This window comes from Dokdonella sp., assembly GCF_019634815.1.
GTDB lineage: Bacteria > Pseudomonadota > Gammaproteobacteria > Xanthomonadales > Rhodanobacteraceae > Dokdonella_A.
Map to the genome: position 1 here is coordinate 285,134 of NZ_JAHCAP010000001.1, position 14,599 is coordinate 299,732.

12 protein-coding genes are annotated in these 14,599 nt (G+C 63.6%); 1 reads left to right on the plus strand and 11 read right to left on the minus strand.

The window, feature by feature from the left end; translation table 11 throughout:
• Positions 1 to 43 precede the first annotated feature (43 nt).
• The 5 genes from recF to KF759_RS01265 form a co-directional block, all read right to left on the minus strand.
• Positions 44 to 1,120, minus strand: a complete 1,077-nt coding sequence (gene recF / locus KF759_RS01245; protein WP_291222425.1) for a DNA replication/repair protein RecF — start codon at positions 1,118 to 1,120, stop codon at positions 44 to 46.
• 27 nt (positions 1,121 to 1,147) lie between these two features.
• Positions 1,148 to 2,248: a DNA polymerase III subunit beta gene (gene dnaN, locus KF759_RS01250; RefSeq protein ID WP_291222427.1), complete on the minus strand. Its 1,101-nt coding sequence runs from the start codon at positions 2,246 to 2,248 to the stop codon at positions 1,148 to 1,150.
• A 206-nt stretch (positions 2,249 to 2,454) separates the two neighbouring features.
• Positions 2,455 to 3,765, minus strand: coding sequence for a chromosomal replication initiator protein DnaA (dnaA, locus tag KF759_RS01255; RefSeq protein WP_291222428.1), 1,311 nt, complete (start codon positions 3,763 to 3,765; stop codon positions 2,455 to 2,457).
• Positions 3,766 to 3,949: 184 nt separating this feature from the next.
• The gene (locus KF759_RS01260; RefSeq protein WP_291222429.1) at positions 3,950 to 4,951 is read right to left on the minus strand and encodes a PHB depolymerase family esterase; all 1,002 of its coding nucleotides are present in this window, start codon (positions 4,949 to 4,951) and stop codon (positions 3,950 to 3,952) included.
• 182 nt (positions 4,952 to 5,133) lie between these two features.
• Entirely contained in the window at positions 5,134 to 7,440 is a 2,307-nt protein-coding gene (locus KF759_RS01265) for a TonB-dependent receptor (RefSeq protein WP_291222430.1), read from the minus strand.
• 175 nt (positions 7,441 to 7,615) lie between these two features.
• Between KF759_RS01265 and KF759_RS01270 the strand changes: the two genes are divergently transcribed.
• Positions 7,616 to 9,013, plus strand: coding sequence for a GntP family permease (locus tag KF759_RS01270; RefSeq protein WP_291222432.1), 1,398 nt, complete (start codon positions 7,616 to 7,618; stop codon positions 9,011 to 9,013).
• 24 nt (positions 9,014 to 9,037) lie between these two features.
• Here KF759_RS01270 and KF759_RS01275 read toward each other — a convergent pair whose 3' ends face one another.
• The 6 genes from KF759_RS01275 to KF759_RS01300 all read right to left on the minus strand — a co-directional run bounded on the left by KF759_RS01275 (position 9,038) and on the right by KF759_RS01300 (position 14,485).
• Positions 9,038 to 10,099: a sterol desaturase family protein gene (locus KF759_RS01275; protein WP_291222434.1), complete on the minus strand. Its 1,062-nt coding sequence runs from the start codon at positions 10,097 to 10,099 to the stop codon at positions 9,038 to 9,040.
• Positions 10,100 to 10,262: 163 nt separating this feature from the next.
• Positions 10,263 to 11,438, minus strand: a complete 1,176-nt coding sequence (locus KF759_RS01280; RefSeq protein WP_291222435.1) for an ABC transporter permease — start codon at positions 11,436 to 11,438, stop codon at positions 10,263 to 10,265.
• Positions 11,435 to 12,169 (minus strand): ATP-binding cassette domain-containing protein, encoded by a 735-nt coding sequence (locus KF759_RS01285; RefSeq protein WP_291222437.1) that lies wholly within the window; start codon positions 12,167 to 12,169, stop codon positions 11,435 to 11,437. Before KF759_RS01285 ends, KF759_RS01280 begins: the two co-directional genes overlap by 4 nt.
• Entirely contained in the window at positions 12,166 to 13,713 is a 1,548-nt protein-coding gene (locus KF759_RS01290) for an alpha/beta hydrolase (RefSeq protein ID WP_291222439.1), read from the minus strand. The genes KF759_RS01285 and KF759_RS01290 overlap by 4 nt, the downstream gene beginning before the upstream one ends.
• Before the next feature lie 2 nt (positions 13,714 to 13,715).
• Positions 13,716 to 13,910: a helix-turn-helix transcriptional regulator gene (locus KF759_RS01295; RefSeq protein WP_291222441.1), complete on the minus strand. Its 195-nt coding sequence runs from the start codon at positions 13,908 to 13,910 to the stop codon at positions 13,716 to 13,718.
• The gene (locus KF759_RS01300) at positions 13,907 to 14,485 is read right to left on the minus strand and encodes a hypothetical protein (RefSeq protein WP_291222442.1); all 579 of its coding nucleotides are present in this window, start codon (positions 14,483 to 14,485) and stop codon (positions 13,907 to 13,909) included. The genes KF759_RS01295 and KF759_RS01300 overlap by 4 nt, the downstream gene beginning before the upstream one ends.
• Positions 14,486 to 14,599: the final 114 nt, after the last annotated feature.

A 14,599-nucleotide genomic window follows, 5' to 3' on the forward strand; every position in this document is an offset into this window, starting at 1 on the left:
TTGCTCCTAGCGCCCGCCGGTGGCGAGCGGCCCAATTCTTCGATTATAGCAGCCGCTGTACCTTGGCTTGTTCCACGTGGAACCGGGTGATCGCGCCTGAAAACCCGGCGTGGTCAGGCGTCCACTCCGTGGCTGTCGCCAGAACCTGCGCGCCACAAGCCACGATCATCTCGATCACCCTGCCCAGGTGCTCGCGATCGATTTCGGAGGCGAGATCATCCAGGCACAACACCGGCATCTCGCCATGACTGGCTCTGAAGCAAAACGCTTGCGCCATGAGCAGGGAAAAAGCCGCAAGCTTCTCCTGCCCCCGGGACAGGTGCTCCCTTCGCGGGGCAGCGGCAAAGCCGAGCGACCAGTCTGCGCGATGGGGGCCGCGCGTGGTGTGCCCCCTCTCACGATCCCTGCCCAGCGTCGTCACCAGCTCGCCCGCCAGTGGCTGCTCCGGGTCGTGCCCAGACTGAAAGCTCAGACGTGGTACACCCAGTTCGGGCAAGAGTCGCTCCAGCAAAGGCAGCGCTTGGCCGACAAAGCGGTCGAAATACCGTGCACGCATCGCCGACAACGGTTCGCCCCATCGAGCCAGTTCCGCATTCCAAACCGGCAATTCCGCTTCCCCCGAACCACCGCGCAACAAGGCATTCCGTTGGCGCAAAGCGCGTTGGTAGCGAGACCAGGTCGACAAGAACTCCGGTTCCACGTGGAACACGCCCCAGTCGAGAAAACGTCGGCGCTCGTTGGCGCCACCGCTCAGCAAGGCATGGGAGCCAGGTTCGAAACACAGGACCGCGGAATGCCGCATGAGCTCGCCGACCGTGCATGGCTGGCCACCGACCCGCGCTTCGAGACGACCCTTTATCCTTCCGATGGCAAGCCCGCGGTGATGGCGCCCGCGGCGCTGTTCGCTGTGTATCGTGTAGCCTTCACTGCCCTCTCGCACCAGCGCGTCGCGGGTGCCAGCGCGGAAGGATTGACCATGCGACAACAGGTAGGCCGCCTCCAGAATGGTCGTCTTCCCCGCGCCGTTCGCACCCACGAACAGGTTCCAGCCGGATTCAAGCGACAGCTCGACCGACTCGAACAGGCGCAGATCCGTGATCCGCAACGAAACCAGTTCCACGGTGGCGTGCTGTCGCGATGATCCGACTCAGAGCCGCAGCGGCATGACCACGTGCCGCGTGTCATCGGCATCTGGCTTGCGCAGCAGACAGCTGGATTGGCCGTCGCGCAGGCACAACAGGACTTCATCGGATTCGATGGCACCGAGCGCATCGAGCAGATAATTCACGTTGAAGCCGACGTTGAGTTCGGACACCCCGGTGCGCGCCTCGATCTCCTCGATCGCCTCTTCCTGCTCGGGATTGTGTGCAACGATCCGCAATTTGTTGGGCGAGACTTCGAGTTTCACGCCCCGATACTTCTCGTTGGACAGAATCGCGGCGCGTTGCAGGGCCTCGCGCATTTCGCCGCGCTGCACCCGCACTTCCTTGTCGGCACCGATCGGTATGACGGCTTCATAGTCAGGAAAACGGCCATCGACAAGTTTCGACGTGAAGGTCACGCCCTCGCGGCGGACGCGCAAGTGGTTGCGGGCAAATTCCAGTTCCACCGTGGCGTCTCCGGATTCGAACAGGCCTTGCAGCTCGTTGATGCCCTTGCGTGGAACGATCACGTGTCGCGGCGAACTCACCTTGCCCTGCAGCTTCGCTTCGCTCATGGCCAGACGGTGCCCGTCCGTCGCCACACAGCGCAAGCTGTTCTCGCGCAAGTCGAACAACATGCCATTGAGGTAGTACCGCACATCCTGATTCGCCATCGCAAACGAAGTGCGCGACATCAGTTCCTTGAGCGTTGCCTCAGGCAGGCTGACGCGCTCAACCAGTTCGATGGAGTCAACCGTCGGGAATTCGCTCGCGGGCAAAGTCGCCAGGGTGTAACGCCCGCGCCCGGCATTGACGGTGACACGCTCACCATTGCGCTCCACCTTGATCCGGCAGCCATCAGGCAAGGCCCGGCAGATGTCGAAAAGCTTGCGCGCCGGCACGGTGACTTCCCCTGCGACCAGATCATCGGCAGTCGTTTGTGCGCACATTTCCACTTCAAGATCAGTTGCCGTCAGCGTCACGCCGTTGGCATCGACGACCAGCAGGAGATTGGCGAGCACCGGCAAGGTATGCCTGCGCTCGACAACCCCGACCACTTGTTGCAGCCGCTTGAGTAGCGTTTCCCGTTGGATGCTGAAGCGCATGGCCTGTCGTCCTGTCTTTGTCTTGTTGTGGAACGATATTGGTTGTTGGGCCTGTGAATTATGGAACTGGCCGATTATCTACATATAAATCAATGCGTTACGGTGTCGCGCGCAAAGAGCAACGGCGCAGCTTTCCTGTGCGTAAATGGTGCATAACTCTTTTGCACCGATCTGTCCACAGGTTCTACCTGTTTGTTCAACAGGGCTCAGCCGGTGAGTTGTCGAAGCAGTTTGTCCCAATCCTGCCGCAATTTGCCATCCGTCTCGCGCAGGTCGCGTACAGTTCGGCAGGCATGCAGTACGGTCGTGTGATCGCGCCCCCCGAAGGCATCCCCGATCTCCGGCAGGCTGTGCTCGGTGAGTTCCTTGGCCAAAGTCATGGCGATCTGCCGCGGGCGCGCAATCGAACGGCTGCGGCGCTTGGAGAGCAGGTCGACCATGCGCATCTGGTAGTAGTCTGCCACGACCTTCTGGATGTTGGGGATGCTGATCGCCTGGGCGTGAACCGTCAGCAGATCCCGCAAGGTTTCCTGCGCAAATTCCTGACTGATCGGTTTGCCAACGAAATGCGCGCGAGCCACCAAGGTGTTGAGTGCCCCTTCCAGATCGCGCACGTTCGAGCGCATGCGCCGCGCGATCAGCACGGCCACATCCTCGGGCAGTTCCACGCCCTTGGCTTGCGCCTTGGCCAGCACGATAGCCGCGCGTGTCTCGAAATCCGGCGGCTCGATCGCTACCGACAAGCCCCAACCCAGGCGCGACTTGAGTCTGGGCTCGAGCTTGTCGACTTCCTTGGGGTAACGGTCGCAAGTCAGGATGATCTGCTGCTTGCCTTCGAACAGCGCATTGAAGGTATGAAAGAACTCTTCCTGGGTGGTGTCCTTGCCGGCGAAAAACTGGATGTCGTCGATCAGCAGGGCGTCAACCGAGCGAAAGCGTCGCTTGAACTCGTCCATGTTCTTTTGCTGCAAGGCGCGCACCATGCCGCTGACGAATTGCTCTGACCGCAGATAAAGAATCTTCACCTCCGGCTTGTTCGCGCGCATGAGATTGCCGGCCGCATGCATCAAGTGGGTCTTGCCCAGTCCCGTGCCGCCATAGAGCAGCAAAGGGTTGTAGGCCAAACCCGGATTCTGGGCGACCTGCATCGCTGCGGCCTTGCCGAGCTGGTTGGATTTGCCCTCGATGAAGGTTTCGAAGGTGTAGCTCGCATCGATGTTCGACTCGGCCGGCCGCTCGCCGGCGCGCGCGCGCGCCACTGTCTTGCCCGGCGGACTGGCGCGCGTGCCCAGCCGAACGTCGACCGACATTGCAGTTTGCGCGTAGTGCGCCACAACCTGTTCGATTGCAGGCAGGAACCGTTCGCGAATGGTATCGAGCGTGTAGGGATTGGGCGCCCACAAAGTCAAGGATTCCGCGTCCTCGCTGGCCTGCAAGGGCGCCAGATAGGTGTGGATATCGTCAGCGCTGAATTGGCTTTCCAGACGGGAAAGGCAACGGGGCCAAAGCTCACTCATGTCGACACGGGGCACTCGGAAGAAGGCCGCGCGATCGCGCCGGCCCGGTCTTGCAGCATACCAGCGTGGACAAGCGCCGGAGAGAAGACAGACCGCGCGGCGCGCAAGCCATCGGCACTCACCGGATCGAGCGCGGTGCGCCACGCAAGCGCCGCCGCAGACGGCCGGGTCGGAACCGACCAGGTCAGCGCAAGGGCGCGCCCAGCGCCGCGGCCATCGCCGCCACCGCGCGCATCTGCACGCCATCACGCGTGTCGTACGTGACCCCGCTGTAACCCCACCAATCCCAACATCCCTTCGGGTTGAGTGGCGCAAGGCTGGCGCGAGTCTGCGGGTAGAGAACGACCACGGAGTAGATATCGGCCCAACGGTTGTAGCCCGTATCGCGCACGAATTTTTCGCCCAGCGTGTCCGCATTCTGCTGGCAACCGTGCAAGGCGATGTGCAAACCGCAGCGTTCGCCCCTCGCGCAGGCATCGGGGACGTAGACATAGCCCTCGCCGGCGAGGAAGGCATCACCCTCACCTTGATAGCCACGCTGGTCGAAGCGGAGCAGTTTCCCGTGCGCAACATCCGCCGGACGCGGCGGCTTGCCCAACAAGCTGGCGAAGATCTCGGCCGCGGCATCGAAACCACAACGCCCGATGTATGGCGCAGCGCTCACCTCGCAGGCCGAGCCCGCATCGAGGGTTGGAAAGGTGTGGCTGAAGGAACGTGTGAGGTCCTCGCTGAGCTTGGCTTCAGGCGCGATCTTGCGATACAGCGCCACGCTGGCCGTGCTCAGTGATTGCGCCACCGTCAGGTCGCCCTTGCCGTGCAGGACGAGTACGCGGTCACCCACCAAACCGCGCAGCGGTGCGATCTGTCCGGCGGCAGCAGCATCCTTGGCCGCCGCGGCCAGAACGTCCACATCAGGACCCTTGTCCGCGGTGGGCGCCATGCATTGCGCCAGCGCGATCGAGAGCGAGCCCTGCGCGCAGTGCCAGGGACCGCCGGCAAGAAAAGCCGCGCCGGCGACATGGTCGGAATAGGCCAGATGCAACTGCTGCGCCATGTAGGCGCCCGAGGATATCCCCGAAATCGTGGTCCGGGTCGGGTCAAGCTTGAGTTGCGGCAGCCGCGCTTCATTGGCGAACGCGCAGAGCGGAGCCAAACCGAGCAACAGGGCAAGAACGGAAACACGCATGCCGGAACTCCTGGGTGCTCGGGTCGGGACGGAAAAAGTGCAAGTCATCATTGCTTGGCGACCATCATGCCTTGCGGCGGATTGCGACCAAGCGAAACCACCGCGTTTGCAGACAGGGCATTCACAACTAGCCGCGGCGCCAGCCGTCAACCGCACTCCGGCGGCGCCGCAATCAGGCGCCGTCAGAAACTGTAGCGCGCCGAAACGTAATAGTTGCGCGGCCAGCCGAAGTAGGCGGTCTGGATGTTGCCCACGCTCGAGAACTCCTGGCCATCGGTCTTGTAGACCTTGTCGGTGAGGTTGCGCACACCGGCGCGGACCTGCCAATGGCCGTCGGCGGAATCAAACACCCCAAACAACCCGACCACGGCAAAGGAAGGCTGCATGAGTCCAGGACGGTTGTCCACGCTGAGCCAGGTGTCATCACGCCAGGACACATCGCCGCCGACCGTGATCGCCGCGCCGCTGCCGAAATTGAAGCTCTGCGCCAGCGCGACACGGGCGGTCAGCCTGGGCGAGAAGGGCACGTGGTCATGCAGGGTGGCCAGGCTCGGGAACATCTGCACGCGGGGATCGACGAACTTGTCATAGCGCGCATTGAGCCAAGCCAGTTGTCCGGAAAGGCGCGTGCCTTCACCGAGCAAGGCCGCTCCCTCGATTTCGATGCCATCCATCTTCAGGCTGGCCGCGTTGAGCACGGGGAAGGAGAACACCGGGTTGGCCGGGTCGCCACTGACCGACGACACGCGCGCTTGGAAATCCCGGTAGTTGCTGTGGAACGCGGCGAGGTTGGCCTGCATGCGGTTGTCGGCTGAACGCATCTTCAGGCCCAGCTCGTAGGTCCACACGTATTCCGGGTTGAACACCGGGTCGGCCGCTTCACCCGGTGAGTTGGCGCGACCATTGAAACCACCGGACTTGAAGCCGCGGTTGGCTGAAACGTAGCCCATGAGCTGGTCGTTGAACTGCTTCTGCAGCGACAGCGACGGCGTCCACGCATTCCAGCCCTTGCCGGTCTGCGGAATGACCGCCTGCGGGTCCTGCGAGGCGGCTTGCAGTGGCGGCCCGAAGAACGCGCTGGTGGTGCGCCAGTAGTCCTTGGTCTCGTGCGTGTAGCGCAGACCCGCGGCAAGGGTCCAGCTGGGCATGAATTCCCAGCTCACATGCGCGAAGGCGGCGCTGCTGGTGGTCGTCTGACGGTCATCGATCGTGCGCAGGAAGCCGATCGGAACTGCGCCGAACAGCAACAGGTCATCGGCATAGGCTTCCTGATGCGAAGGCAGCATCTCGCGCATCCAGTACAGGCCATACACGGCCTGCAGGTTGCTGCCGTTGTCATACTGAAGTTGCAGTTCCTGACTGGCCTGCTTCTGGTTGAAATCCACCAGCACATCGCCGAGCTGGAACTGCGAGGCATCGATATCGATGTAGGCATCGCTGTCGAGCCAGCGGTAAGCGCTGATGCTCTTGAGCTTCCAGGCTTCGTTGATCTGCCAGTCCATCGCCAGGCTCAGGCCCTTGTGCTCGAGGTTCTGGCCCTTGTCCGGTCCAAACGAAGTGCGGGCATGGAAATCCCAGGTACCCGCGGGCGGCGTGTAGAGCACGGTGGCCGGAACCCCAGGCACGAGGTTGGTCGCCAGCAGCGGCGCGATCGGCGCGCCCAGGGTCAAGGCTGTGTCCTGCTTGATGTAATCAAGCGCGAGGCTTGCCTTGAAGCTTTCATTGGGCCTGAACTGGAGCTTGGCACGAAAGGCCTTGCTGTCCTCATCGTTGTAGCGATTGCCGGTGGTGACGTCCTTGACGTAGCCGTCATTGCCGGTGATTGCGCCGGCGATGCTGGCAGACCAAACGTCGTTGAAACCGCCGGCAAGGTAGAAGCGCCCTTCGGCTCGGCCATAGTTGCCAAAGGTGAGCTCGGCGCTGCCGGTGGTGGCGTCGCTTGGATCCTTGGTCACGATCTTGATCGCGCCGCCGGTGGAGTTCTTGCCATACAGCGTGCCCTGCGGGCCGCGCAGCACTTCCACATGATCGACGTCGAACAGGCTGATCAGCGCGCCCTGGATGCGCGAGTAGTAGACATCATCCACGTACATGCCCACGCCCGGGTCGAAGGTCTGCAGCGCATCGGGCTGACCGATGCCACGGATGAAGATGTTCGCGCTGTTGGACGAACCACGCCCCTGCACCACGTTGAGGCCGGGTACGGCGCCCTGCAGCCCATCGAGGTTCTCCACTTGCAGGTCCTTGAGATCCTCCTCTCTGAACGCGCTCACTGCGACCGGAATCTTCTCGATGCTCTCGGCACGCCGCCGCGCGGTGACCTGAATGGCTTCCAGCTCGGTGACCGGGGCACCTTGCGTTGCCGAAGCGATTTCCTGCTCTGGCGCCGCAGCCGGCTCGGGAGCCGCGACCGGATCGGCGGCCGACGCCGTCTGGGTGAACGCGCCGAGCGCGCAGGCGATGGCCAAGCCAAGCAGACGACGTTGCATGTTCCTCTCCACGAAAGTACCGGCCAGGCTGGCCACGTGGGGTGCAGGCTAAGCCTCGCGATGGGTGCCGGCACTTGTACCTTCGTACAGTAGGCCGCGCGCGAGGGCTGCGCATACTCGAGCGGCCACGCCTGCGCCCAGCGCGGGGTCTTCATCGTCGCAGGGAACTTCATCGATGGCCTTCCTCATCGTGCTCGCCGCGCTCGCCTTCCTGATGTTCGCGGCCTATCGCGGGCACAGCGTGATTCTGTTCGCGCCACTGGCGGCACTGGGCGCGGTGCTGTTGACCGATCCCGGACTGGTCGCGCCGATGTTCACCGGCTTGTTCATGGATCGCATGGTCGGTTTTCTCAAGTTGTATTTCCCTGTGTTCCTGCTCGGTGCGGTGTTCGGAAAGCTGATCGAGATCTCGGGCTTCTCGCGCTCGATCGTCGCCGCCACCATCGGCATGGTCGGGCGCAGTCGAGCGATGCTATCGATCGTGCTGGTTTGCGCGCTGTTGACTTATGGCGGAGTGTCCTTGTTCGTGGTGGTATTCGCGGTCTATCCGTTTGCCGCCGAACTGTTCCGCCAAAGCGACATACCCAAGCGCCTGATCCCCGGCGCGATCGCGCTCGGCGCCTTCACCTTCACGATGGATGCGCTGCCCGGGACGCCGCAGATCCAGAACGTGATTCCGACCACGTTCTTCCACACCACGACCTGGGCCGCGCCGTGGTTGGGCAGCATCGGCGCGGTGTTCGTGTTCATCGTCGGCATGCTCTACCTGGATTGGCGTCGGCGCGTTGCCGCTGCGCGCGGCGAGGGCTATGGCAGCGGTCACAGCAATGAGCCCGAGCCCTTCGCTGGCATCCGGATGGCGCCGGCTGCATTGGCGATTGCGCCGCTGATTGTAGTGGGCGTGGTCAATTTCGTGCTGACCCAACAGATCCCGCGCTGGTACGGATCGAGCACCAGTTTCACGCCGAGCGTGGTCGGAGGTGCCGCGCCGATCGTGCAGGATGTGGGCAAACTCGCGGCCATCTGGGCCGTCGAAGGCGCCTTGCTCGCCGGCATCGCCTGCGTGCTGGCGTTTGCCTGGCGCCCGGTGAAGCAAGCCTTTGCAAACGGCAGCCGCGCGGCCGTGGCGGGCGCCTTGCTGGCTTCGATGAACACGGCTTCCGAATACGGTTTTGGTGCGGTGATTGCCGCGCTGCCGGGATTTCGTCTGGCTGCCGATGCGCTGCGATCGATTCCGCACCCCTTGGTCAACGAAGCCGTTACCGTGACCGCATTGGCGGGCATCACCGGTTCGGCTTCGGGTGGGATGAGCATTGCGCTGGCGGCAATGGCTGATTCCTTCATGCAGGGCGCGGCCGCGGTCGGCATTTCACCCGAGGTGCTGCATCGCGTCGCTGCAATGGCCTCCGGCGGCATGGATACCCTGCCGCACAATGGTGCGGTGATCACCTTGCTGGCCGTCACTGGCCTCACCCACCGCCAGTCCTACCGCGACATCTTCGCGATCACCCTGATCAAGACGCTCGCGGTGTTCTTCGTGATCCTCGTCCACGACCTGACCGGTCTGGTTTGAACCAACGGCGCACGGCGCGCCGTTTCAAGGATGACTTTCGCCCGGCGTCATCGCCGGCGTGGCGGGTGCGCGTTCGTGGAAGGGGCGATCGTGGCCACTTGCGTAAGGCACGTAGTCGGGCCCGAAGCCGACATCGCCCGGGCGCCAGCCGGCGCGCGACCACAAGGCGCCCCAGAACCGGCGGATCGCGCCCCACTGCATCGCCACCAGTCCGCGTTCATTGTCGATGTCGACCATCGGGTCGAGCACGCCGGTCGGGCGCGGCGCGAGCCCATACAGGGCGGTACCGAACAGTCGATCCCAGATCGACAACACCTGGCCGAAATTGCAGTTGTGCAGATTCGGCCGCGCCTCGTCGACGATCATGTGGTGCAGGCGGTGGAATTTCGGATCGACGAAGATGCGTTCGAACACGCGACCAAACCCGAAGCGTGTGTTGGTATGCGAGAAATTCTGCACCAGCTCGCCAAGGAACATCAGCAGCGCGAACTGCTCGGGTTCGACGCCGATCACCAGACCAAAACCCGCCAGTACGAAAGATTGCAGCAGACCATCAAGGTAGCTGCCGCGGTCGTTGCACCAGCAGCTCATCTGGCGCTGGCTGTGGTGCAGACTGTGCAGCGCCCACCACCACGGAATCCAGTGCTGGGCGCGGTGCATCCAGTAGTAGGTGAAATCGAACAGCAGGTAGTAGACGCCGAAGGCTGCATAGGGATGCGACTGCAACCACGGCACCCAGGCCAGCAGGCCGCCCGGCGTGTCATCGGCGACGTTGGCGCCGAGCATCACCGCCACCGGCGTCAATACCAGGTAGGCGAACAGCGGGTTGAGCCCGAACAGCATGATGAGTGTGTAGGTGCGGTCGATCCGCGTCAGGCGGCGATCGCGCCAGTGTTCGGCCGGCGCGATCGACTCGAGCGGCCGGAAGATCGCACCGATCACGCACACCTGGATCAACGCGATGAGCAGCGCTTCGGCGACGTCGCGCGGATCGCCGAACACATCGATCAGGTGCAGCCACGCCAGCAGCGGGGTCACCACATGCTGGTTGCAGGCATCGACCCAATGTGGCCAGAACTCGAACATCCGACGATTTTAGGGCAACACGGATCATTCAGCGTTGCCTTGATCCGCGTGCGCCGGGTACGGACCCCTCCCGGACTCGACGACTGCTGGCAAGCGCAGGATGCAATTGCTAGACACAGCCTTCGCGCGGCGCCGGCCACACACACACACCGGCGCCGAACCATCAGGCCGATATCGCAAGCCTTTCGCTGGCGTAAATGCGCGCCGTGATCCACACGCACACGAGCGCGGCGACGCTGGTCGCAGCCACGCATAGTGCAAGCTGTTCGGGCAGGATCGGATCGCCGCGCAGCAAACGCAGGATCGTCACATGCTGGCCCATCAACGGCACCGCATACATCCAGGTTTGCGTCTTGAGCGGAAACAACGACAGCAGCATCGTCGGGATCACCGGCACGAACATCAGCAACGACAGATAGGTTTGTGCTTCGCGGAAGCTCTTGGCAAACGCCGCGGCGAGTGTCTGCAGGCTGCACAGCAACACCACCAGCGGCAGCATCACCAGCAAGGTGCAGACGGCGAAGTAGAAACCCATTTGCAAGCTGATGCCGAGCTTGTCGATCGGCATGAACTGACCGGCAACCGAGAACGCGATGATGCTGAGCACCAGGGTGGTGAACGCAAACGCGACGGTGGCACCGAGCTTGCCGGCAAGCAGGGTGCTGCGGCGTACCGGATTGACGAACAAGGGTTCGAGTGATTGCCGCTCGCGCTCTCCCGCCGTGGTGTCGATGGCCAGCGCCATGCCACCGATGAACACGCCGAGGATGAAGAAGTACGGCAGCATCGAGAACAGGCCGCCGCCGCGTGTCTGCGCGGTCGATTGATCGCGCTCCGCGATCGCCAGCGGACGCATCACGCTCGGCGCGATGCCGCGCGCGACTAGCCGCATCGCAGTGTTCTGCTGCGAATAGGCCTCGAGCATGCCGCGCAGTCGCGCGACCGAGCCCTGCGCGTCGCGCTGCGATTCATCGTAGACGAGCTCGACCTGGGCCGGCTCGCCATCCGACCAGGATTTGGCGAATGCAGCCGGGATGCGCAGGACCATATCGGCATCCTGTTCGCGCACGGCTTTTTCCGGGTCGGCAGGCGCGTCCTTGATCTCGGCGCCCGAGCGCTTGAGCGCGGCGATCAGGTTGGGCGCATGCTCGGCGCCGACGACCGGCACCGGCAAGGGCTTGTCGGCCTTGGCCAGTTCGCGCGAGATCGAGGCGTTGATGATCAAGGCAAACATCAGCGGCGCCATCAGCGGACCGGTCAGCAGGGTGTTGATCACGGTGCGGCGATCACGCAGGTTTTCGAGGATTTCCTTCCAGAACACGACCAACATGGCGTTCATGCGGCAAGTCCTTCTTCCGAACCGATGATCTTGACGAAAGCGTCTTCGAGACTCGCCGCGCCGGTCTGCGCACGCAGTTCCTCGGGCGATTCGTCGGCGACGACACGACCGCGGGCGATCACGACGATGCGATCGCACAAGGCACCGACTTCCTGCATGATGTGACTGGAGAACAGCACGCAGTGGCCCTGCGCCTTGAGCTCGCGCATGAAGCCGCGCATCGCGCGCGTGGCCATCACGTCCAGGCCATTGGTCGGTTCGTCGAGGATCACGTTGGTGGGGCCGTGGATGAGCGCGCGGGCGATCGCGGTCTTGACGCGCTGACCTTGCGAAAAGCCTTCGGTACGGCGTTCGAGGATGTCGCCCATGTCGAGCGCAGCCGAGAGCTCGGCGATGCGCGCCGAGCGCGTTGCCGGGTCCAGGCCTTGCAGGCGGCCGAAGTAGTCGATGTTTTCACGCGCGCTCAGTCGCTTGTACAGGCCGCGCGCATCGGGCAACACGCCCAGTCGCCGGCGCACGCCCAGTGGATCGGTTGCGGCATCGATGCCGTCGACCTTGACGCTGCCGCGATCGGGTTTCATCAAGGTGTAGAGCATGCGCAAGGTGGTGGTCTTGCCGGCGCCGTTGGGACCGAGCAGGCCGGTGATCTGGCCATCGCGCGCTACAAACGACACATCGTCAACGGCCTGGACCTTGCCGAATGCCTTGTGCAGGTGGGTGACTTCGATCATGGCGCGGCTCCGCTGAAATCGATGAAGGCCGGAATCGGCGAGAAGTTCTTGACGCAATCGGCTTCGAGCGCGAGCGCATCGCGGGTGTCGACGAAACGCGCGGCGAGCTTGGGGAAGCAGCCGCGGCCGAGCACGCTGTGACCCTGGCCATTGGCAATCAGCACGCGCGACTTGGGCAGCTGCCTGGCAATGGCCTGGGCATAGCGCGGTGGCGTCACCGGATCGAACTGGCCGGCAAGCAACAGTACCGGCACGTCGCCAGTGAGCGGCGCGTTGAAACCGGCCGGTCGCGTGCCGTGCGGCCACAGCGCGCATTGCGCCTGGATCACTTCGACGAAGCGCGTGCCGAGCAAGGTGTCGCGGTCAGCTGGATTGACCGTGAGGCGATCGGCATCCTCGGCACAGATCACCGACAGCTGCATCGCATTGTCGGTGAGGCTCTTGAGCTCGAGGCCGAGCATTTTTGCCTGTCCGGCAAGCCCGGCATGGTCGCCGGCGAGGGCTCGCGAAATGCCTAGGGGCAGCAGTGCGCTCATCTCCGGCATGTAGGCGTACATCCGCGCCAATGCGGCGAGCGAGTCCTCGCCGACTTTCATCGTCTCCGGCGCGTTGCTCACCGGATCGCGATAGCTGGCTTCGATCGGCTGCGCACGCAAGGCGCTGCGCAACTTCTGCAGGTTCGCCCAAGGATCGCCAAAGGCCTTGGCGCAGGCGGCGTCGGCCGCGCACAGCGCAAACTGGGCCTTGAGCGATGCGTCGAGGTTCGCGGCGAAATCCGAACCAAGCGCATTGTCATTGGGCACGGCGCTGTCGAGGATGATGCTGCGCACGGCGTCGGGATAGCGCTTGGCGTATTGCTGAGCCACCCGCGTGCCGTAGGATACGCCGATCAAGTTGAGACGCGGCGCACCGATCGCCTGGCGCACCGCCTCCAGATCGCGCAGGGCGAAGCTGGTGGTGTAGTAGCGTGGATCGGCATGCGCCTTCACCTGTTCTAGGCAGATGCCGGTGTTGCGGCGCACGCGTTCGATGTCGAAGGCTTCGCCATCGCCCGAGTCTTCGAGCTTGCAGGTGAAGGCATTGGAGCCGCCGGTTCCGCGCTGGTCGAGCAGCAGCACGTTGCGATGCTCGCGCATCGGCGCGAACGCGCCGCGTTCCTGCGCCCAGACCTCGGTCGCCGCCTGGCCAGGTCCGCCCGCGAGCAGCACGAGTGGATCGGCCGGCGGTGCTGCCGCATTGCTCGCAATCAAGGCGAGCTTGAGATCGATCTTGCGGCCGTCAGGCTGATCCCAATCTTCGGGCACGCTGAAGGGCGCACACAGCGCCGCGCTGGTGGCGCCGGTCAGGGGCGCCTTGAGCTCGCAAGGCGAGAACCGGAGGTCACCCAAACGCAAGCTGCCATCGGCCTGTCGGATCGGTGCGGGAGCGCTCGAGTCGGGCTCGGCGCCAACACGGTGGTTGGTCTTGCGCAATTGGTGGACTCCGAGCAATGCCACGGCCGCCACCACCACCACCGCAATACGCAACTGGGTGGATTTCTGCATTTTCATTCTCCCGGATCGAACAGTTTCTCGATGGATTTGCCGAACAAACGAGCCAGCTTGAAGGCCAATGGCAGGCTCGGATCGTACTTGCCGGTTTCAATTGCGTTGACGGTTTGGCGCGATACGCCCAAGTGTTCGGCGAGTTCGGCCTGCGACCAGCCGTGGCCCTCACGCAGGGCGCGCACTTCGTTTTTCATTGATAGCGGCGCATCACGAAGAACTTTGCCAGCCCGTAACTCACGCACAGCAACGGGAACACCCACAACATCGCCGCGCCGGCATCGAGCTCGAGCACTTTGGCCGCCACCAGCAGGCCGCCAGCGAAATAGCCCAGCGACACCAGCAAGGCCGCGATGCAGACCGCGAGGGTTTCGATGCGCTGCTGCATCTCATCGACATCACGCACGTAGCGCACCATGGCTGAGGCCACCATGGCAATCGGCAGCATCGGCACCACGGCCACTGCGGCCCGCAGCGCCACGGGTTCGATGCCGCGCTTGATCAGCACGATCGAACCGACCAGGGTGATCATGTAGAGCACCATCGCCGGACCGAGTCGGCGCATGTAGCGATCCCGCGCTGCGCCGGGTGCGTCGCACCAGCGCGACAGCTGTTTGGCAAACAGGCGGCGAGCGAGTGCGTACACCAACATCCAGCCGCCGAGCGCAATCGCGATGCCGTCAGCCGCGCGCAACAGGCCTGCATCGATGACCATCGGCCAGAGCCGGCCCACGCCCGAAATGAGCCCGGCGAGCACCACGGTCGTGATCATCCAGTGTTCGGTGGAGTTGGTTCTGGGCAGGATCGGCATCGGTCGCACATGTCAAGCAAACTTGACAGCACGATACGACTCGTCACCGGTCATGTCAAGCATGCTTTACAAGTT

Excerpts from the sequence above, each read along its gene's own strand:
- dnaN (WP_291222427.1), bottom strand. The coding sequence starts at position 2,248 with ATGCGCTTCAGCATCCAACGGGAAACGCTACTCAAGCGGCTGCAACAA.
- dnaA (WP_291222428.1), bottom strand. The coding sequence starts at position 3,765 with ATGAGTGAGCTTTGGCCCCGTTGCCTTTCCCGTCTGGAAAGCCAATTC.
- KF759_RS01260 (WP_291222429.1), bottom strand. The coding sequence starts at position 4,951 with ATGCGTGTTTCCGTTCTTGCCCTGTTGCTCGGTTTGGCTCCGCTCTGC.
- KF759_RS01265 (WP_291222430.1), bottom strand. The coding sequence starts at position 7,440 with ATGCAACGTCGTCTGCTTGGCTTGGCCATCGCCTGCGCGCTCGGCGCG.
- KF759_RS01270 (WP_291222432.1), top strand. The coding sequence starts at position 7,616 with ATGGCCTTCCTCATCGTGCTCGCCGCGCTCGCCTTCCTGATGTTCGCG.
- KF759_RS01275 (WP_291222434.1), bottom strand. The coding sequence starts at position 10,099 with ATGTTCGAGTTCTGGCCACATTGGGTCGATGCCTGCAACCAGCATGTG.
- KF759_RS01280 (WP_291222435.1), bottom strand. The coding sequence starts at position 11,438 with ATGAACGCCATGTTGGTCGTGTTCTGGAAGGAAATCCTCGAAAACCTG.
- KF759_RS01285 (WP_291222437.1), bottom strand. The coding sequence starts at position 12,169 with ATGATCGAAGTCACCCACCTGCACAAGGCATTCGGCAAGGTCCAGGCC.
- KF759_RS01290 (WP_291222439.1), bottom strand. The coding sequence starts at position 13,713 with ATGCAGAAATCCACCCAGTTGCGTATTGCGGTGGTGGTGGTGGCGGCC.
- KF759_RS01295 (WP_291222441.1), bottom strand. The coding sequence starts at position 13,910 with ATGAAAAACGAAGTGCGCGCCCTGCGTGAGGGCCACGGCTGGTCGCAG.
- KF759_RS01300 (WP_291222442.1), bottom strand. The coding sequence starts at position 14,485 with ATGATCACGACCGTGGTGCTCGCCGGGCTCATTTCGGGCGTGGGCCGG.